Source organism: Rubellimicrobium arenae (assembly GCF_017916275.1).
In the GTDB taxonomy this organism is placed as follows: domain Bacteria; phylum Pseudomonadota; class Alphaproteobacteria; order Rhodobacterales; family Rhodobacteraceae; genus Rubellimicrobium; species Rubellimicrobium arenae.
This window is the reverse complement of the sequence record NZ_JAFMST010000016.1, coordinates 17726-36847: the sequence shown is the minus strand read 5'-3', so window position 1 is coordinate 36847 and position 19122 is coordinate 17726. Positions and strand designations below refer to the sequence as shown.

The following is a 19122-nucleotide window of genomic DNA, read 5'->3' as shown; positions in this document are numbered from 1 at the left end:
AAGGCGCCCCCTGCCCCGCGGCCAGCGGAGGCGGCCCTTGTCCCCGGCCGGCGGCGCGCCAGACTCGTGGCCAAAGCCCGCTGGATCCGCCAATGCGCCCTTTCCTTGACCGCGTCGACGCCCGGACCCTCGTGACGCTCCTTGTGATCGCGGCGGGCCTTTGGGTCTTCGAGGCGCTCGCGGACGAGGTCATGGAGGGCGGCACGCATGCCGTGGACGAAACGCTGCTGCTGGCGCTCCGCTCCCCCACGGACCTGTCGGACCCGATCGGGCCCAAGGCGGTGGAAACGGCCATGCGCGACATCACCGCGCTGGGCGGCATCACCGTCCTGACCTTCGTGACGCTGTCGGTCATGGGGGCGCTCGCGCTCCGGAGGCATGGCCGGTCCGCATTGTTCCTGGGCTTCGCCGTGGGGAGCGGGCAGATCCTGGCGCATTTCGCCAAGGCGCTGTTCGACCGGCCCCGGCCGGACCTCGTGCCCTACGGGACCGAGTTCGTGTCCACGTCCTTTCCGTCCGGCCATTCTCTCATGGCCGCGGTGACGTGGCTCACGCTGGCGGTGATGCTCGCGCGGGCGGAACGGCAACGGCGCATGAAGGTCTACTGGGTCACGCTGGCGGCGATCGTGACGATGATGGTCGGGGTGAGCCGCGTCTACCTGGGCGTCCACTGGCCTTCGGACGTGCTGGCCGGATGGATCCTGGGGGCGGCCTGGGCGCTCCTTTGCCTGATCGCGGCCCGGTGGCTGGGCCGGCGCGGCCGCATCGAGCCGGAACGCGGCGACGGCTGAACGGGCCAGGGGGAACCCGAGCGGCCCGATGCGCCTTCTGCCCACGACAGCAGCAGGAGACGACCTATGGCCCGCATGGCGGACACCTTCGCGCAGGCCCTCCAGCAGACGGAGGAGACCCGCGACCCGGAGCAACTCGTGGCGCTCTTCGCCGAGGACAGCGAGCTCCATAACCTCGCCATCATGCAACAGGGCACCGAAGGGGCGCGTCAGTTCTGGCAGACCTACCTGGACCAGTTCGACGACATCCGGTCCGAGTTCAGCCACATGATCGAGACGGACGGGCAGGCCGCCCTGGTCTGGACCTCGAAGGGGGCGCTCAAGGGTGGGCACCCGATCTCCTATCGCGGCGTGAGCGTGATCGAGTTCTCGGGCGACAAGGTCCAGCGGTTCGAGACCATCTACGACTCGGCCGCCTTCCTGCGGCAGGATGCTCCGACCCGCCAGACCGACGAGGGCTGAGGCCCCTGGCCGACGCGCCGCAGCCTTCCTCGACGCAACAGGCGCGCCGGTCCGACCGTTCAGCCCACGTTCACGTCCCATTAACCTTAATGCCCTAAGACTGATTCTCGTAGCAGGCGAGGTTCAGGATGGTCGGGCACACTTCCGCTCACCCCCCACTCCCACCCACCCAGGAAGACGAACGGCTGGACTGGCTTCGCCTGCTGCGCTCCCGACGCGTCGGGATCGCGACCTTCACGCGGCTCCTGCGCGAACACGGCTCGGCGCGGGCCGCCATCAAGGCGCTCCCCGCCATGGCCCGCGCAGCCGGTGTCGATGACTACAGGCCCTGCCCGGAAGGGGTGGCCCTTGCCGAATATCGCGCCGGCCTCGCCCAGGGGGCGCGTCTCCTCCTGCGGGGCGAGGCCGCCTATCCACCTCTGCTGGCCCTTCTGCCCGATGCTCCGCCATTGCTCTGGGCGCTGGGCGACACATCGCTCCTCGTCCGTCCGATGGTGGCTGTGATCGGCACCCGGAACGGGTCCTCGCTGGGCCTCCGAATGGCCCGCAGGCTGGCCGAGGGCCTTGGGGAGGCCGGGCTGGCCGTCGTCTCGGGCCTCGCGCGCGGCATCGACACCGAGGCCCATCGCGCGGCGCTTCCGACCGGGACCGTCGCCGTGATGCCGGGCGGCGTCGATCACATCTACCCCCCGGAGAACCGCGACCTCGCCGAGGAGATCGCCCGTCGCGGCCTGCGCCTGTCCGAGCATCCGTTCGGGCTCGAACCGCAGGTGCGGCATTTCCCGGCGCGCAACCGGATCGTGTCCGGCCTGTCGCACGGCGTCGTGGTGGTCGAGGCGGCGGAACGCTCGGGCAGCCTGATCACCGCGCGGATGGCCGCGGACCAGGGGCGCGAGGTCCTGGCCGTCCCCGGCCATCCGATGGATCCCCGCGCCGCCGGGTGCAACCATCTCATCCGGGACGGCGCGACCCTGGTGCGGTCGGTCGAGGACATCCTCGAAGCGCTCGGTCCGGCGCTGGAGCAGTCGCGGGTCACCCAGGCCGGGCAACTCCGTCTGGCGCTGGAGGCCGACACCGCGCCAGTTCGCGACATGTCGCCGGCCAGCGCCGGCCCCGCTGCCTCGGGGCGCGGAACGGATCGGCCGACGCAGAGCCGGGGCGGCCACGTCGAAGAGGCACGCCGGCCAGCCGGACCAGATGGTGCCGCCCCGGCGGCCATGGCCCCGGCCGACCTCCGCACGCTGATCCTTGGCCGTCTTGGCCCCTCCCCCGTCGCGGAGGATCAGGTCATCCGCGACCTCGGCGGTCAGGCCTCGGTCCTTGCGCCCGCTTTGACGGATCTCGAACTCGACGGGTTGATCGTGCGCCACCCCGGGGGCCTGCTGGCCCTGAGCGCCTGAGTTCGGGCCAGGTCCGGAGGGCGTCGTCCCTTCGGGCCCGGCCATGCCGGCGCCGTGCTCCGGCCAGACCGCCGGCATCGGAACCGCGGCCTTGCTGCCCGACAGGTCGGATCGATCAAGCCGCCGCCCGAAGCCCCCCCGAAGCCTGGCGCCGTCGCTCCACCCGTCCCGTCCCGGACCTCGGGCCGCGCCGGCAGGTTGCCGAAGCCCGGCCGCTTGCGCCCCCAGCTTGCATTGACAATGGCCACCTTGCGCCCACATACCGCCCTCCGCCATTCGCCCCCGGCCCGGAGTCCCCCTGATGCCAGTCGTCGTTGTCGAATCCCCGGCCAAGGCCAAGACGATCAACTCCTACCTGGGCAGCGACTACACGGTGCTGGCGAGCTTCGGCCACGTCCGCGACCTTCCCGCCAAGGACGGCTCGGTAGACCCCGATCAGGACTTCGCCATGGAATGGGAGGTCGCCGCCGATTCGAAGAAGCACCTCAAGGCCATCGCCGACGCGCTGAAGGACGACCCCAGGCTCATCCTCGCCACCGACCCCGACCGCGAGGGGGAGGCGATCTCGTGGCATCTGACCGAGGCGCTGCGGGATCGCAAGGCGATCAAGAAGGACACGCAGGTCAGCCGCGTCACCTTCAACGCGATCACCAAGTCGGCGGTGGCCGAGGCGATGAAGCACCCCCGGCAGGTCGATGCGCCGCTGGTGGACGCCTATCTCGCCCGCCGCGCTCTCGACTACCTCGTGGGCTTCAACCTGAGCCCCGTGCTCTGGCGCAAGCTGCCCGGCGCCAAGTCGGCGGGCCGTGTGCAGTCCGTCTGCCTCCGCCTGATCGTCGAGCGCGAGATGGAGATCGAGGCCTTCCGCGCCCAGGAATACTGGACCGTCGAGGCCATGCTGAAGACCCCGCGCGGGCGGGAGTTCGCGGCGCGGCTCGTGTCGCTCGGCGGCAAGAAGCTCGACAAGTTCGACCTCAAGACCCAGGCCGACGCCGACCTCGCCGTGGCCGCCGTGAACCACCGCGACCTCGCGGTGACCAGCGTCGAGGCCAAGCCCGCCTCGCGCCACCCCTCCGCGCCCTTCATGACCTCGACCCTCCAGCAGGAGGCGTCGCGCAAGTTCGGCATGGGCGCCAAGGCGACCATGAGCGCGGCGCAGCGGCTTTATGAGGCCGGGCACATCACCTACATGCGGACGGACGGCATCGACATGGCGCCCGAGGCGGTCATGGCCGCCCGCGACGCCATCAAGGCCCGCTTCGGCGACGAGTACGTGCCCAAGTCGCCGCGCATGTACAAGAACAAGGCCAAGAACGCCCAGGAAGCGCACGAATGCATCCGGCCCACCGACATGAGCCGCGACGCCGCCTCGCTGCGGATCACCGACGCCGACCAGCGCAAGCTGTATGACCTGATCTGGAAGCGGACCCTGGCGTCCCAGATGTCCGAAGCGCGGCTGGAGCGCACCACCGTTGAGATCGGCAGCGCGGACGGCCAGGTGGGCCTGCGCGCCTCGGGCCAGGTCGTGCTCTTCGACGGGTTCATGCGGGTCTATACCGAGGGCCGCGATGACGTGGCCCCGGCCTCCGCCGACGCGGCGGACGAGGATGACGCCCGGCTGCCGCAGATGGCCCAGGGCGACGCGACTCCCAAGCAGTCCGTCACGCCCGAGCAGCACTTCACCCAGCCCCCGCCCCGCTACACCGAGGCGACGCTGGTCAAGCGCATGGAAGAGTTGGGCATCGGCCGCCCCTCCACCTACGCCTCGATCGTCACCACGATCCAGGACCGCGAATATGTCCGCAAGGAGAACGGCCGCCTGATCCCCGAGGACAAGGGCCGGCTCGTGACGGCCTTCCTGACCAACTACTTCCGCCGTTACGTCGAGTACGACTTCACGGCAGGCCTCGAGGACCAGCTCGACGAGATCAGCGCCGGAGAGGCCAATTACAAGCAGGTCCTGGCCCAGTTCTGGCGCGACTTCTCGGCCGCCATCGCCGAGACGTCCGAGCTTCGCATCGGCGAGGTGCTCGACAAGATCGACGAGCTGCTGGCCCCACACCTCTACCCGCCCCGCGCGGACGGCGGCGACCCGCGCCTTTGCCCGAACTGCGGCAAGGGACGGCTCTCGATGCGGACCGCGCGGACCGGCGGCGCCTTCATCGGCTGCTCGAACTACCCGGACTGCCGTTTCACCCGTCCTTTCGGCCCCCCGTCCGAAGATGGCGAGGCCCAGTCCGGCGAGCGGCTCCTGGGACATGACCAAGGCGATCCGATCCACCTCAAGGACGGGCGCTTCGGTCCCTATGTCCAACGCGGCGAGGTAACGGCCGAGACCCCCAAGCCGCCCCGGGCGTCACTGCCCAAGGGGTGGTCGCCCGCCGACATGGACCTGGAAAAGGCCCTGCGCCTCCTGGCGCTGCCCCGTGTCGTGGGCGCCCACCCCGAGGATGGCGCCCCCATCGAGGCCGGGATCGGGCGCTTTGGTCCCTATGTGAAGCACAACAGCACCTACGCCAACCTGCCCGACGTCGCCGAAGTCTTCGAGATCGGCATGAACCGGGCCATGGAGGTCCTGGCCCAGAAGGCGGCCGGGCGCGGGGCCAGCCGGGGCCGCGCCGCGGCCCAGCCCCTGCGCGCCTTGGGCGATCACCCGGCGGGCGGCGAGATCGCGGTCATGCCGGGGCGCTTTGGCCCTTATGTGAAATGGGGCAAGGTCAACGCGACCCTGCCCAAGGGCTCCGAGCCGGAGACGATCACGCTCGATGATGCCGTGGCGCTCGTGGATGCCAAGGCCGGCACCAAGACCACCAAGCGGAAAACGCCCGCCAAGCCCAAGGCCGAGGCCAAGTCCGAATCCAAACCCAAGGCGGCGGCCAAGCCGAAGGCCGCCGCCAAGCCCAAGGCCGCGGCGAAGGCCAAGACGGCAAAGGCTGCCACCAAGCCGGCCACCAGGACTTCCCCGAGCCGGACGGCCGCAGTGGGCGACGTCATCGAGGACTGACCCGCCTCTTCCCTCCGCTGCATCGCGGCGCTACGCTCGATGGCGACGGCAGCGGAGGGAGAGCGGCGGCATGAACAAGGTCTATCCGGACGCGCGGGCCGCGCTCGATGGGGTGCTCTTCGACGGCATGCTGATTGCGGCGGGGGGCTTCGGCCTTTGCGGCATCCCCGAGCTCCTGATCGCAGCCATCCGCGAGGCCGGGACGCGGGACCTGACGGTCGCCTCGAACAACGCCGGCGTGGACGGCTTCGGGCTGGGCGTGCTGCTGGAAACCCGGCAGGTCAAGAAGATGATGTCGTCCTACGTGGGCGAGAACGCCGAGTTCATGCGCCAGTACCTGTCGGGCGAGCTGGAACTGGAATTCAACCCGCAAGGCACGCTGGCGGAACGCATGCGGGCGGGCGGCGCCGGCATCCCGGGCTTCTACACCAAGACGGGCGTCGGCACCGTCGTGGCCGAGGGCAAGGAGCACAAGGACTTCGACGGCCAGACCTACATCCTGGAACGCGGCATCTTCGCCGACCTCGCCATCGTGAAGGCCTGGAAGGCCGACGAGACCGGCAACCTCGTGTTCCGCAAGACCGCGCGCAACTTCAACGTCCCCGCCGCGACCTGCGGGCGCGTCTGCGTGGCCGAGGTGGAGGAGATCGTGCCCGTGGGCAGCCTCGAGCCCGACGCGATTCACCTGCCCGGGATCTACGTCCACCGCCTGATCCAGGGCGAGCACGAGAAGCGGATCGAGCAGCGCACGACCCGCAAGCGCGAAAGCCTGGATTCCACCGCCGCCGCGGGCTCCGAGACCGGCCCCACCTCCGCCACCCCCGCCTGAGGAGACATCATGCCCTGGGACCGCCACCAGATGGCCGCGCGCGCGGCGCAGGAACTCAAGGACGGCATGTACGTCAACCTCGGCATTGGCATCCCGACGCTGGTGGCCAACCACATTCCGCCGGGTGTGAACGTCACGCTGCAAAGCGAGAACGGCATGCTCGGCATGGGGCCGTTCCCTTATGAGGGCGAGGAGGACCCCGACCTCATCAACGCCGGCAAGCAGACCATCACCGAGCTGCCGCACTCGGCCTATTTCGACAGCGCCACCTCCTTCGCGATGATCCGGGGCGGCAAGATCGCCATGGCGATCTTGGGCGCGATGGAGGTCTCCGAGGAGGGCGACCTCGCCAACTGGATGATCCCCGGCAAGCTCGTGAAAGGGATGGGCGGCGCTATGGACCTCGTGGCGGGCGTCCAGCGCGTCGTGGTCGTCATGGACCACACCAACAAGGCGGGGGAATCGAAGGTGCTCCACCACTGCACCCTGCCCCTGACCGGCAAGGGCGTGGTGGACCGCATCATCACCAACCTGGGCGTCCTTGATGTCGTGGAGGGCGGCCTCCGGATCGTGGAAGCCGCCGACGGCGTCACCACGGACGACATCCGCAAGGCTACGGAGGCCACCATTGTCTGAGGTCGAGCACGAGGATCTGGGCAGCCGCCGCCGGTACGTGATCCACCGGCCCGAGGGGGACGCGGAGCTCACCCTGTCCGTCCTGTCGGCGGACAAGGTCATCGCGGACCACACCTACGTCCCCGAGGCCCTTCGCGGCCAAGGCCTGGCCGAGGCGCTGCTCGAGGCGCTTCTGGCCGACGCCCGGGCGCAGGGGTTCCGCATCGTGCCGCTCTGCCGCTTTGTCGCGGGTCAGGCGGGCCGGCACCCGGAGTGGGCCGACCTGTTCACGCGCTGACCGACACCCCCTTCGATGAGGGACGCTGCGCCGCGGGCTCGTCCCGCCTATGCTCGCTCCACCAAGCGAATCGGACCGGGGACCCGGCATGGACGAAAGCATCAGGGCGCTGGCGCGCGAACTCATCGAACATGGCGTGGAATGCCTGTCGTCGCGTGAACGGCGCGTGCTGGCGCGCATTGCCAGCCGCCGGCATGCGGCGCGGGATCCCCGGGCCGAGTTCGAGGCCAGCATGAGCATGGGGCAGAAGGCGGCCGACCAGATCGCGCGCTGGGGCGGCTCCTGGGTCTTCGTTGGCGGCTTTGCGACCTTCCTGGTCCTGTGGTGCGGCTGGAACGTCCTGACATCGGATGTCTTCGACCCCTACCCCTTCGTCTTCCTGAACTTGATCCTGTCGATGCTCGCGGCCGTGCAGGCCCCCATCATCATGATGAGCCAGAACCGGCAGGCCGAGATCGACCGGCATGAGGCCGGGAGCGACTACGAGGTGAACCTGCGGGCCGAGCTCGAGATTATGGAGCTTCACGCCAAGATCGATCGCCTGACCGCCCGGCTGGGAGACGATTGACCCAACCTCAGAGATCGCCCGTCGCAAACACGCAACCATCGGACACGAGCTCGGGCGGCGTGAGGCAAAGGCCACGCGCCACCGTCCACGCCGCAAGCACCTTGGGAACGTAGGCCCGGGTTTCCGCAAAGGGCGGGACACCTGCGTTGTCGTCGACGGCTCCCTCGCCCGCGTTATAGGCGGCCAGCGCCAGGATTGGGTCACCCCTGTATCGGCCCAAAAGCCAGTCGAGATAGGCGATTCCGCCCCGGATGCTGTCCTCCGGGCTCAGCCTGTCCTGAACGCCGAACCGCGCCGCCGTCCCGGGCATGAGTTGCATCAATCCCGCTGCCCCTGCTGCGGATACGGCCCTGGAACGGCCGCCGCTTTCCACCGCGATGACCGACAGGACCAGCGCCGGAGAGACCCGTGTCCCGACGGTGTGGCGCAGGATCTCGGGCCCATAGGCGCGGGCGATGTCCTGCAACGCCTGAAGCCGCGGCGGACCGGACCAGCCCGACGGCGCCTGGGCGACGGCCTCCAGAGCCTCGCCCAGGCGGCCCGGCCCCGAATCGGCCAGCAGGGGAGAAACGTCGGCCCAGAACCAGTCCGTGCCGGCGGGTCCGGCTGCTGTCCCGGACTCGCCTCCGACCGGGGTCATCGGGCGAAATGGCCCCGAGGCTCGATTGGATACGAACATCGGCACCTCGGGATCGATCTGCACGGTGATTCGATGGTCGCTGCCCGCGACGGGGACCCCCACGCGTCGAAATGTGAAGTCCTCCGCCGAGGCCGGGACCGCAAGCCACGCCAGCCACGCGCCGGTCAGGGCGCCGGCCCTGCCATATCGGCGCAACGGCCGATCCGTCCTCATCGCCGCCAACGCAGCCTGACACCGTTCGACATGGAGCAGTTCCCTCCGTTTCCTTCGACCGGAGTCTTGATCGAACATCCTTACTACGCGCCTAAGGTGGCCCGGTCCGTCGCAGAACTTGGCCCTGATCGCTGGCCAAGCCCGACCGAGATGATCGCAAACCGAATGGAAGGCCGACAATGCGCCGCAAGATCGACACCTTCTCGCCAGAATCTGCTCGCCTCTAGGAGCTTAACCGGTGGGGCGCGGGCAACCAAACGACCGCTCCGACGCGACCCCGCATGACGACGAGCTCAGCACTGTCCCCAGGAGACCCGCATGACTGACTTCATGAAGACTTTCCTTTCCGATGAAAGCGGCGCCGTGACCGTAGACTGGGTCGTGCTGACGGCCGCGATCGTGGGCCTGGGCGTCCTGGTGCTCGGCTCGGTGCGGACGGGCGCGAACGACCTCGCGACCGACATCAAGACCAACCTGGTCAACACCAGCGTCGGCTGAGCCTCCGACCGCGTGAAACATTCGGGGGCCGCGCCGATAGCGCGGCCCTTGTTCTTGCCTGGACCGCCACGGCGGGGCGGTCGCTTAACGGGTTATTATCGAAGCTCCCCTATGGTCCGATCAGCCACTGTCCGGACCAGGAGGGACATGATGACCACACGCTCGACTGCTCTCATTCGCGGCCTGTGCCGGAACGAGGACGGCGCCGTCACGGTGGACTGGGTCGTCTTGACGGCGGCTCTCCTGGGTCTTGGCGTGGCCCTTGTGGTCGGATTGAGGGACGCGGCAACCGAACCGGCCGAAAGCGTCGGCCATCAGCTCTCCTCCTATGAAATCCGCTGAGGTCAGTGCCGGGCGCGTTGCCGGGCGGGTCCCCCAGGAGAACCCATGAGAAGCCTTTTCGCCTTGGTCCTGCTGGCCGGCATGTGCCTTGCGGGGATCGCCATCTACATGGTCCGCAGCCAGTTCGAGGCTCAGGCCAACCAGCTTGCCGAGATGCGCCTGGCCGCGGCCACGGCCGTTCCGACGGTTGAGATCTACGCCGCCAGTCGTCCCCTCGCCTATGGCGAGGCGCTGACCCCGGCCGATGTCCGGCCGATCCGCTATGTTGAGCCCTTCCTGCCCGATGGCGTCTTCCGCACCGACAAGGACCTTTTCCCGCAAGGTCCGGACATGCCTCGCCACGTGCTGCGCCCCATGGAGGCCAACGAGCCCGTCCTCACGAGCAAGGTGACCGAGCCTGGCCAGGACACCGGGATCACCGGCCGACTCGACAAGGGCATGCGGGCCTTCGCCATCAGCGTGAATGCAACGACGGGAGTATCGGGCTTCCTTCGGCCCGGCGACCGGGTCGATGTCTATTGGACCGGATCGATCGACGACGAAGGCCGGGGCGCCCGTCAGGTCACCCAACTCATCGAATCCGGCCTTGTGCTGGTCGCCATCGACCAGTCCACCGACGACACGGCGCGGGAGGTCGGGATAGCCAGCAACGTGACCGTCGCGGTGACGCCTCGCCAGGTCGCCAAGCTGGCCCAGGCCCAAGCCTCGGGCTCCCTCTCTCTCGCACTGGTGGGACGGGCTGACAGCACGGCCCCAGCACCTATCGAAATCGACCAGAAGGCCCTTCTCGACCTGCAGGATCCGATCGCGCCCGGGGTGCCCCAGGAGGCCAGCCCTCCGCAGGTCTGTACGGTGCGCACAAGGCGGGCCGGCGAGGTGATCGACACCCCAGTGGCATGTCCCGGACCGTGATGACTGTGCCCGCGATGGAAGAACTGCTCACACCGTGTTTTCTGGCCAGCGGCCCCGGGCCCATGACCGTCATCAGGCAGCCGCCAAGGCCGATGGCGGGTGCAGGGTCGCGGCGCAGGTCGGGGCTTGCTCGGGTCAAGGCCGACTTGGTCCAAGGCGCTCCGTCGTGGGTGAAGGGTGCCGCGACCATGCGCGCCCTCGTCCGCGTCTTGGCCATGATCAGCGCCGTCGCATTCCTGGGCCCCGTTCCGCTCGCCTGGGCGCAGACCTTGACCGTGGTGTCCGGGACCATCCTGGCTCCGTTGGACGTGCCGTTGAACCGGGCCATTGTGGTGGAATCGGACGTGCGCTTCACGGAACTGTCCATCGCGAATCCCGGAATCGCGGACATCTCGTCCCTGTCGGACCGCACCATCTATGTGCTGGGCAAGGCGCCCGGCCGTACGACGCTGACACTGCTCGGCCTGAACGGCGCACTGATAGCGAACGTCGAGGTTCGGGTGACGCCGGACGTGGCCGAGTTCAAGGAAAGGCTGCAGCAGATCCTTCCGGGCCAGCACATCGAGGTGCGGACCGCCAACGATGGCATCGTGCTTTCCGGCACGGTGGACAGCGCCGCCGATCTCGACCGCGCCCTGGAGCTTGCCAACCGTTATGCGCCAGACCGGGTTTCGAACCTCCTGAGCGTCGGTGGCACGCAACAGGTGATGCTGCAGGTTCGCTTCGCCGAAATGCAGCGATCGGTCTCAAAGACGCTTTCCTCATCCCTTGGATTGCAAGGGACTACGCTGGGGGGCGGGCTCGACATCACCGCGGGAGCCGGCAGGGGGGTCACGTCGACGGGCCTAGGCAACGCCCTGGGCGGCCGACTTCCCACGGCGAACAGCAACAACGGCGCGATGCTCTTTGGTTTCAACGCCGGTGGCCTTGAAGTCGGCCTGCTGCTTGAGGCGCTCGAGCAGCGGGGCGTCGTCCGCACCCTGGCCGAGCCCAACCTGTCCGCCCTGTCGGGTCAGGAGGCCAGCTTCCTTGCCGGCGGCGAGTATCCGGTCCCGGTCGCCCAGGACGACAGCGGCAGCGTGACCGTCGACTACAAGCCGTTCGGGGTCGAACTGAGCTTCGTTCCACGCGTCGTGGACGGTGATCTCATCAACATCGACCTGAAGGCGGCCGTTTCCTCCATAGATCCGACCAACGGGCTGACGCAGAACGGCATCACCATCGATGCGTTCCGACGGCGCGAAACCTCCACCACGGTGGAAATGCGCGACGGCGAGAGCTTTGCCATTGCGGGCCTGCTGTCCGACGACTTCCGCGACCTCAAGGGCCAGGTGCCTTGGCTGGGCGACATTCCCGTCCTGGGGGCATTGTTCCGCTCCGCCGAATATCAGCGCGACCAGACAGAACTGGTGATCATCGTGACGCCACATCTTGTCACGCCGACCCGGGGGGAGGCACTGGCCCTTCCGACCGACCGCGTTCGGCCACCATCCGAGCGCGACATGTTCCTGTTCGGTCGGGTGGACGCCTCCCGAGCCCCTTCGACCGGGGGGGCCGGGGAAGTCGCGCGCCAGGACTTTTCCGGCTCATACGGCTACGTGATGGATTGAGGGGTGCCATGAGACCGTCGATCACCGGCCTGATCCCGACCCTGCTGTTCGTCATCGCAGCCTGCACCCGGATGGCCCCGGAGGAAGCCGGTTCAGGACCGGCCTGGCTGGGGGGCGCCACGGCCCAGAACGTCTTGGCGCAATCGGGGCAGCTTTCCTACGCTGTCTCGCTGTCGAACCGGTTTGCCGCGACCGTTCCGACCACGATCAACTTCGCGTTCAACTCGGCAGACCTGGATGCGCAGGCCCGTTCAGTCCTGACCCAGCAAGCGTCGTTCATCCGCCAGTTTCCGGAAGTCAGGTTCGCGGTGTACGGGCACACGGATCTGGTCGGATCGGCGGCCTACAACCAGCAACTCGGCCTGAAGCGCGCCCAGGCCGCCGTCGCGTTCCTTATTTCGCAAGGCGTGGAGCCGAGCCGCCTCATGGCCCTGGTCTCCAGGGGTGAAACACAACCGCTGATCGCGACCCAAGCGCCCGAGATGGCCAACCGGCGCACCGTCACGGATGTATCAGGCTTTGTCGAAACGCACCCGGATGTCCTTAACGGCAAGTACGCGGCCATCGTCTTTCGGGACTATGTCGCCTCGGCCGGGACGGAGGGGGCCCCGCCCGCTCCCCTATCCGAGACCTCTCCATGAATGGAACCAGGCCCATCCGGGCGCAATCGCCGTGCTGGGCGCGCGCCGTCCGTGTCCCTGGAGCCGATGCTGGTCCTTGCTCCAGGGTCGACCCTGCGCTGGTTCACAAATGCGCCGCCGCCAGAGCCGGCCTTCCGTCGAGAGGACCTCTCAGGCCGACGAAACTCCAAGGAGGATCGGGATGCTGAGCGATTCCCCTGCCATCGTGGCCTGCACGGTCAGTCGCGACGTACAGCGGTTCGATCTTCTGATCGAGGACATGCAGGCGACCGTCGGGGACCGCTGGGGCGATCTCGGCTTTGCCGAAGCGACCACCTTTCTTGATCAGCCTGACGCGGAGTTGCTGGATTTCGTGGTTCTGGCCATCGACGGCCTCGACATGGCCGACCTGGACCCGGTGCTGGCCGTCATCGCGGCGGCACGCCAGCGCGGAATCCGCGTCATCCTCGTCGCCGAGGAAGTGACGCCGAGGGTCCTGCACCAATTGCTGCGCGAAGGGGCGGACGACTTCATACCCTATCCTCTCCCCGAAGGAGAGCTCGCCCGCGCGGTGACGCGGCCGAAGCGCAAGAATGGGGCCGCCAAGGCCGTAGCCGAAGGCCAGCTCCCCGCCGCTCCCACGCAGGGCGAACATTCAGGGGTCGTTATCCCGGTCTATTCTCTCGCCGGGGGGGCCGGGGGTACGACGCTGGCCGTCAATCTGGCTTGGGAGCTGGCCTGCCTCGGAGGCTCCCCGCCACCTCGGGTGGCCCTGCTCGACCTTGGTCTGCAGTTCGGGTCGGTGGCCACCTACCTCGACCTGCCCCGTCGCGAGGCCGTGCAGGACCTCCTCGGGGATGCCGCCCGGATGGACGGCGAGGCTCTGCGATCCGCGCTGCAGGCCTACGACGGACGGCTGCATGTCCTGACGGCGCCACTCGATCTCGTTCCGCTGGATCTGGTCGGGTCGGCCGAGATCGCCCGCCTGATCGAGACCGCCCGCGTCAACTTCGACTACATCGTCATCGACATGCCCTCCGCCATGTCCGACTGGGGAGAAGCGGTCCTGAACGCGGCTCATCTGTGCTTCGCCGTGATCCAGATCGACATGAGATCGGCCCAGAACACGCTTCGGCTCAAGCGGGCCCTGACCTCCGAAGGACTTCCCTTCGACAAGCTCCGCTTCGTTCTCAACCGTGCCCCCGGCTTTGCCGATCTCAACGGCCGCTCGCGCGTGAAACGGATGGCCGAGTCGCTTGGCATCTCCATCGAGCTGCAACTGCCGGATGGCGGCCGGGCGATCGCCGAGGCGGCCGATCAGGGCATTCCCCTTTCCGAGGCCGCCCCTCGGAGTGCCCTGCGTCGCGAGATCGTCAAGCTGGCGCGATCCATTCACACGGTCAACCTCGCCACCCTAGCCCCCCAGAAGATCCGCGCCTGATCGCGCGCGCCGTTCGAGGCCATAGATGTTCGCCAAGTTCCGCAAGACCGAGGGCCAGCCGCCCGACCGTCCGGCCCCAGACGACGAGATGAATGCCCCCACGCCCGGAGGGTCGCCACAATCCCTCATCCGCCCGCCTGCATCCCGGCTGACTGAGTCGCCGGCGGACAGCAAGGACAAGAAGCGCAAGGAGCGGCTCCAGGACCTGAAGATCGAGCTTCACAGGGCCTTGCTCGACAACCTCAACCTGGCGGCCCTCGAGAAGGCGACGGAACACGACCTGCGGGCCGAAATCCAGAACATCGCGGGCGAAACGCTCGACCAGATGGGCATCGCCGTCACCCGTGAGGAGCGGGCACAGCTCAACCAGGACCTTTACGACGAGGTGAAAGGCCTCGGCCCCCTTGAGGCTCTGCTCAAGGACGAGAGCATCACGGACATCCTGGTGAACGGCCCCCATCAGATCTTCGTGGAGCGGCGCGGCCGGCTCGTGCTCACCGATGTCACGTTCAAGGACGAGAAGCATCTTCTCCGCATCATCGACCGGATCGTGAGTGCCGTGGGCCGCCGGGTCGACAAGTCGAACCCCTATGTGGATGCCCGTCTGATCGACGGCTCGCGCTTCAACGCCATGGTGCCGCCGGTCGCGGTGGATGGTCCCCTGGTGTCGATCCGAAAGTTCAAGAAGGACAAGCTCTCGGTCGAGGAACTGGTCCGCGTCGGCGCCTTCACGGAGGAGATGGCCGCCTATCTGCAGGCCGCCGTGTCCACCCGGTTGAACATCATCGTCTCGGGCGGGACGGGTTCGGGCAAGACGACGGCGCTCAACGCATTGTCGTCCTTCATCAACGACAACGAGCGCATCCTCACGATCGAGGACACGGCCGAGCTTCAGCTCCAGCAGACCCATGTCGCCCGGATGGAGTCGCGTCCGCCGAACGTCGAAGGCCGCGGGGCCGTAACCCCGCGCGACTGCCTCCGGAACGCCCTCCGCATGAGGCCGGATCGCATCATCGTGGGCGAAGCCCGGGGCGAGGAGGTCATCGACATGCTCCAGGCGATGAACACGGGGCACGACGGCTCGATGACCACCATCCACGCCAACAGTCCACGCGACGCCACGAGCCGCCTGGAGAACTTGATCGCCATGGCGGGCATTACGATGCCGATCAAGGCGCTCCGGTCGCAGATCGCCTCGGCGGTGAACGTGATCGTGCAGACGACGCGCCTCCAGGATGGCTCCCGACGGATGACCTCCATCACCGAGATCACCGGCTTGGCCGGGGACGTCGTGTCGATGCAGGAGGTGTTCCGCTACCAGCGGACCGGGATCTCCGCCGATAGCCTTATCGTCGGGCATTTCACGGCAACCGGCGTGCGCTCCCACTATGCCGAGAGATTCCGGCTCTGGGGCTACGATCTCCCCGCCGCGATCTTCGAAACACGCGGAGACCGGTCATGATCCGCTGGCCAGAGGCGCTGATCTACGGGCTGATCGCGGTGGCGGTGCTGATCCTGACGCAAGGCGCCTATCTTGCGGCGTTCGGCCGCGAGATCCGTGGACATCGCCGGGTCAACCGCCGGTTCGGCCTCCTCAGCGAACGAACGGACCGCAAAGGGGCCTTGGACCAGCTCCGCAAGGAGATGACGCAGCAACTGGCCGTCCGGCGGGTTCCCGTCTACGACCTGCTGGCGGATCAGGCACGCCGGGCGGACATCGCGATCCCCCCACGACGGCTGCTCGGCCTGATGGCCCTGATTTCGGTCGCGGCACTGAGCGTCCTGACCCTTGCGACGGACATGTCGCTCCTCCTGCGGGCGGCGATCGCGGCGGCGACGGGTCCAGCCCTCGTGCTGCTGTGGCTCGGCAACCGCGCCGGCACGCGCGCTGCCATGATCGAGGAGCAACTTCCGGACGCGGTCGAGCTCATGGTCCGGTCGCTCCGGGTCGGGCACCCCTTCTCCGCTTCGCTCGCGATCGTCTCCCGCGAGATTCCCGCCCCCCTCGGAACCGAGATGGGCGTGATCTCGGACGAAGCGGCCTATGGACGCGACCTTGGCGAAAGCCTCCGCGCCATGGCGGAGCGGATCGGCCTGCAGGATCTTCGGTTCCTGGCCATGGCCGTGTCGATCCAGGCCGAAGCCGGCGGCAACCTGGTCGAGATCCTCGACAACCTCGCCAAGGTGATCCGCGCCCGCTTCCGGCTGTTCCGCCGGGTGCGCGCCATCACCGCCGAAGCCAAGTGGTCCGGCACCTTTCTTTCGGCCTTTCCCGTCGTTGCGCTGGTCGGCATCCAGCTGGCCGACCCCCACTACTACGACAAGGTCCGGACCAGTGCCTACTTCCTTCCGGCCTGCCTGATCGTTGCGGGTTTGCTGATCCTGAACGTCATCGTCATGCGCGCGCTCGTGAACATCAAGGTCTGAGGCCGAGGAATGCATGCTCTTGCCCTGATCACGACGTGGCTGCAGGCCTCTCTTGGCCCGTCCGGTCCCATGCTCCTGCTCGGGGCCCTGGGCCTGCTCATGATCCTGGTCGCCCTGCCCGTGCTGCTGGTCCGGCCACGGGACGCCTTCGACCGGCTGACCACCCCGAAATCCCAGGACACGACCGAAGCCGGCGGCGACACCCTGCGCCGCCCGGACAGTGCGGACAAGCTGGAACGGTTCTCGACGTTCCTCGAGCCACGGAGCGCCAGCGAATATTCGGCCATCCGCCTCAAGCTCCTGCAAGCCGGCTACGGCTCCAAGGACGCCGTCAGGCTTTATTATTTCCTGCAGGTGGTGCTTGGGCTGGGCTCCGTCGGGCTCGGGACTACGTACACGATCTACCTCTCCGCAGGAGACGGCCCCCCCGCCACGAGCAGCCAGCTGGTCCTGCGCCTCCTTTTGCCCGGCATCATCGGCTACCTGCTGCCCAAGTACTGGGTCACCCGCCGTCAGGCCGAGCGCAAGGAGGCTGTCACCAACGCCTTCCCGGACAGTCTCGACATGATGCTCGTCTGCGTGGAGGCGGGCCAGTCGCTCGACCAGGCGATTCTCCGCGTCGCCCAAGAGCTTGGGGCGGGCGCGCCCGACCTAGCCCGGGAGTTCGAGCTGGTCTCCCATGAGCTGAAGGCCGGCAAGGACAAGTCCGACGTGCTCCGCGACATGGCCGAACGCTGCGGGGTCCTCGACATCTCGAGCTTTGTCACCGTCCTCATCCAGTCCCAGCAGTTCGGCACGACGATCGCGGACGCCTTGCGCGTCCATGCGTCCGAGATGCGGGACAAGCGCGTCATGCGGGCCGAGGAGAAGGCCAATACCCTGCCCACCAAGATGACCTTGGCCACGATGCTGCTGACGGTGCCGCCGCTGCTCATCATCCTGATCGGGCCCGCCCTTTTCGAGATCTCGGATGTGCTGGGCAGCAGCCGGGACGCGACCGTTGCGGCACCCTGACATCGTGCGCCGCACCATTCTCGCCCTGCTCCTTCTCACCGCGCTGCCGGCCTGCACGGACTTGGCGTCGCCTGGGGTCTTTGCCCCTGGCCCGGGGCGGGAGGCCGATCCGCTCGTCGCCGGGCACCGCCTGATGACAGCGGGCGAATACCAACTCGCGCTCAAGGCCTATCTTCGCGCGGCCGCACGCGAGGGGCTCACGCCCGATGTCCTGGCGGCCATCGGAACCGCCGACCTGCGCCTGGGGCGCCTGGGCCAGGCCGAAGGCTACCTGCGGCAGGCCGTCGAAGAGGACCCCGGATACGTTTCAGCCTGGAACAACCTGGGCGTCCTCCTGATGGAACGGCAGGACTACGGCGAGGCGGCCGAGGTGTTCCGCCGGGCCTACGCCGCCGACAACGGGAACAGCGATACGATCCGGGACAACCTGCGCCTGGCGCTCGCGCGGATGAAGGACCCGGCCTACTCGGGCGTGGCCCCCCTGGGCGAGGACACGAGCGTCGCCACCGCTCAACGCCACGCGACGGACACCCCCCTGCCCACAACCCCATTTCACATCCTTGAGGCATCTGATGGCCCGGATCACTGACATCCTTAGAACTTCATTCCGGCCGGCTGTCCCCGGTCTGGTCCTCCTTGCCCTGGCCGCCTGCGCCCCGACCGGCGAACAGGAGGTGCAGCGCGCGCTTCGCGATGTCGACGTCATCGACCAGTCGGGCCTGAACGACGTCATGATGTCGGTTGCCTCGCCCGAAGAGGCCGTCGCCTATTTCACCCGGGTCACCCGGGAGGCCCCCGATCGGATCGACCTGCAGCGCGGGCTGGCCAAGTCGCTCCTTCGGGCCGGCCAGACGACCGAGGGGGTTGCCGCATGGGAAGCCGTGGCCCGCCGCGCCGACGCCACGGACGCGGACAGGGTGGATCTGGCTGGCGCCTATATCCGTACCAATGAATGGGATCGGGCGCGGGCCATGCTGGGAACCGTGCCTCCAACCTTCGAAAGCTATGAACGCTATCGCTACGAAGCGATGGTCGCCGACGCGGCCGAGGACTGGGCCCGGGCCGACAGCTACTACGAGACCGCGGCCGGGCTCACGACCACCCCGGCGGGCGTGCTGAACAACTGGGGCTACTCCAAGCTCACCCGAGGGGACTACCTGGCGGCCGAGCGGCTCTTTACCGACGCGCTCCGGCACGAACCGGACCTCTTCACGGCCAAGAACAACCTTGTCATGGCCCGAGGCGCACAGCGGAACTACACGCTGCCGGTGGTTCCCATGACCCAGCAGGAACGCGCCCAGCTTCTCTACACGCTCGCTCTGGCCGCCATCAAACAGAACGACCTCACCATCGGGCGCGGTCTCCTTCAGGATGCGGTCGAAACCAGTCCTGTTCATTTCGAGGAAGCATCCCGCGCCCTCGAGGCTCTGGGCTGACG

General features: G+C 68.0%; 20 protein-coding genes. 19 read left to right on the top strand and 1 reads right to left on the bottom strand.

Going from position 1 to position 19122, the window contains the following annotated elements; genetic code table 11:
* Nucleotides 1-92 precede the first annotated feature (92 nt).
* The 8 genes from J3P31_RS19575 (at nucleotide 93) to J3P31_RS19540 (ending at nucleotide 7967) form a co-directional block, all read left to right on the top strand.
* Nucleotides 93-791, top strand: coding sequence for a phosphatase PAP2 family protein (locus tag J3P31_RS19575; protein WP_210530211.1), 699 nt, complete (start codon nucleotides 93-95; stop codon nucleotides 789-791).
* Nucleotides 792-857: 66 nt separating this feature from the next.
* Complete coding sequence (locus J3P31_RS19570) at nucleotides 858-1253, top strand: nuclear transport factor 2 family protein (RefSeq protein WP_210530210.1); 396 nt, start codon at nucleotides 858-860, stop codon at nucleotides 1251-1253.
* Nucleotides 1254-1381: 128 nt separating this feature from the next.
* Nucleotides 1382-2653, top strand: coding sequence for a DNA-processing protein DprA (gene dprA, locus J3P31_RS19565; RefSeq protein ID WP_210530209.1), 1272 nt, complete (start codon nucleotides 1382-1384; stop codon nucleotides 2651-2653).
* A 301-nt stretch (nucleotides 2654-2954) separates the two neighbouring features.
* Entirely contained in the window at nucleotides 2955-5657 is a 2703-nt protein-coding gene (gene topA / locus J3P31_RS19560) for a type I DNA topoisomerase (protein WP_210530208.1), read from the top strand.
* Nucleotides 5658-5727: 70 nt separating this feature from the next.
* Nucleotides 5728-6486, top strand: a complete 759-nt coding sequence (locus tag J3P31_RS19555; RefSeq protein ID WP_210530207.1) for a CoA transferase subunit A — start codon at nucleotides 5728-5730, stop codon at nucleotides 6484-6486.
* Between the two features lie 9 nt (nucleotides 6487-6495).
* Nucleotides 6496-7122 carry a 3-oxoacid CoA-transferase subunit B gene (locus J3P31_RS19550; RefSeq protein WP_210530206.1) on the top strand — a complete coding sequence of 209 codons (627 nt, stop codon included), beginning with the start codon at nucleotides 6496-6498 and terminating at the stop codon, nucleotides 7120-7122.
* A complete protein-coding gene (locus J3P31_RS19545; RefSeq protein WP_210530205.1) occupies nucleotides 7115-7399 on the top strand; it encodes a GNAT family N-acetyltransferase in 285 nt (94 codons plus the stop codon). The genes J3P31_RS19550 and J3P31_RS19545 overlap by 8 nt, the downstream gene beginning before the upstream one ends.
* Nucleotides 7400-7487: 88 nt before the next feature.
* A complete protein-coding gene (locus tag J3P31_RS19540; RefSeq protein WP_246849689.1) occupies nucleotides 7488-7967 on the top strand; it encodes a DUF1003 domain-containing protein in 480 nt (159 codons plus the stop codon).
* A 7-nt stretch (nucleotides 7968-7974) separates the two neighbouring features.
* Here J3P31_RS19540 and J3P31_RS19535 read toward each other — a convergent pair whose 3' ends face one another.
* Nucleotides 7975-8607 carry a lytic transglycosylase domain-containing protein gene (locus J3P31_RS19535; RefSeq protein ID WP_246849690.1) on the bottom strand — a complete coding sequence of 211 codons (633 nt, stop codon included), beginning with the start codon at nucleotides 8605-8607 and terminating at the stop codon, nucleotides 7975-7977.
* Between the two features lie 531 nt (nucleotides 8608-9138).
* On the opposite strand from J3P31_RS19535, the gene J3P31_RS19530 reads away from it, so the two are divergent.
* From J3P31_RS19530 to J3P31_RS19480, 11 genes are all read left to right on the top strand, one after another.
* Nucleotides 9139-9318, top strand: coding sequence for a hypothetical protein (locus J3P31_RS19530; protein WP_210530202.1), 180 nt, complete (start codon nucleotides 9139-9141; stop codon nucleotides 9316-9318).
* Between the two features lie 150 nt (nucleotides 9319-9468).
* The gene (locus J3P31_RS19525; RefSeq protein WP_210530201.1) at nucleotides 9469-9660 is read left to right on the top strand and encodes a hypothetical protein; all 192 of its coding nucleotides are present in this window, start codon (nucleotides 9469-9471) and stop codon (nucleotides 9658-9660) included.
* A 45-nt stretch (nucleotides 9661-9705) separates the two neighbouring features.
* A complete protein-coding gene (gene cpaB, locus J3P31_RS19520) occupies nucleotides 9706-10572 on the top strand; it encodes a Flp pilus assembly protein CpaB (protein WP_210530200.1) in 867 nt (288 codons plus the stop codon).
* 188 nt (nucleotides 10573-10760) lie between these two features.
* Complete coding sequence (locus J3P31_RS19515) at nucleotides 10761-12182, top strand: type II and III secretion system protein family protein (RefSeq protein WP_210530199.1); 1422 nt, start codon at nucleotides 10761-10763, stop codon at nucleotides 12180-12182.
* A gap of 8 nt (nucleotides 12183-12190) precedes the next feature.
* Nucleotides 12191-12823, top strand: coding sequence for an OmpA family protein (locus tag J3P31_RS19510; RefSeq protein ID WP_210530198.1), 633 nt, complete (start codon nucleotides 12191-12193; stop codon nucleotides 12821-12823).
* A 181-nt stretch (nucleotides 12824-13004) separates the two neighbouring features.
* The gene (locus tag J3P31_RS19505; RefSeq protein WP_210530197.1) at nucleotides 13005-14243 is read left to right on the top strand and encodes a CpaE/TadZ family protein; all 1239 of its coding nucleotides are present in this window, start codon (nucleotides 13005-13007) and stop codon (nucleotides 14241-14243) included.
* Nucleotides 14244-14268: 25 nt separating this feature from the next.
* Entirely contained in the window at nucleotides 14269-15705 is a 1437-nt protein-coding gene (locus J3P31_RS19500; protein WP_210530196.1) for a TadA family conjugal transfer-associated ATPase, read from the top strand.
* Nucleotides 15702-16670: a type II secretion system F family protein gene (locus J3P31_RS19495; RefSeq protein ID WP_210530195.1), complete on the top strand. Its 969-nt coding sequence runs from the start codon at nucleotides 15702-15704 to the stop codon at nucleotides 16668-16670. Before J3P31_RS19500 ends, J3P31_RS19495 begins: the two co-directional genes overlap by 4 nt.
* A 9-nt stretch (nucleotides 16671-16679) precedes the next feature.
* Nucleotides 16680-17684, top strand: coding sequence for a type II secretion system F family protein (locus tag J3P31_RS19490; protein WP_210530194.1), 1005 nt, complete (start codon nucleotides 16680-16682; stop codon nucleotides 17682-17684).
* Nucleotides 17671-18273 (top strand): tetratricopeptide repeat protein, encoded by a 603-nt coding sequence (locus J3P31_RS19485; RefSeq protein ID WP_438270310.1) that lies wholly within the window; start codon nucleotides 17671-17673, stop codon nucleotides 18271-18273. The genes J3P31_RS19490 and J3P31_RS19485 overlap by 14 nt, the downstream gene beginning before the upstream one ends.
* The gene (locus tag J3P31_RS19480; protein ID WP_210530192.1) at nucleotides 18257-19120 is read left to right on the top strand and encodes a tetratricopeptide repeat protein; all 864 of its coding nucleotides are present in this window, start codon (nucleotides 18257-18259) and stop codon (nucleotides 19118-19120) included. Before J3P31_RS19485 ends, J3P31_RS19480 begins: the two co-directional genes overlap by 17 nt.
* Nucleotides 19121-19122 lie beyond the last annotated feature (2 nt).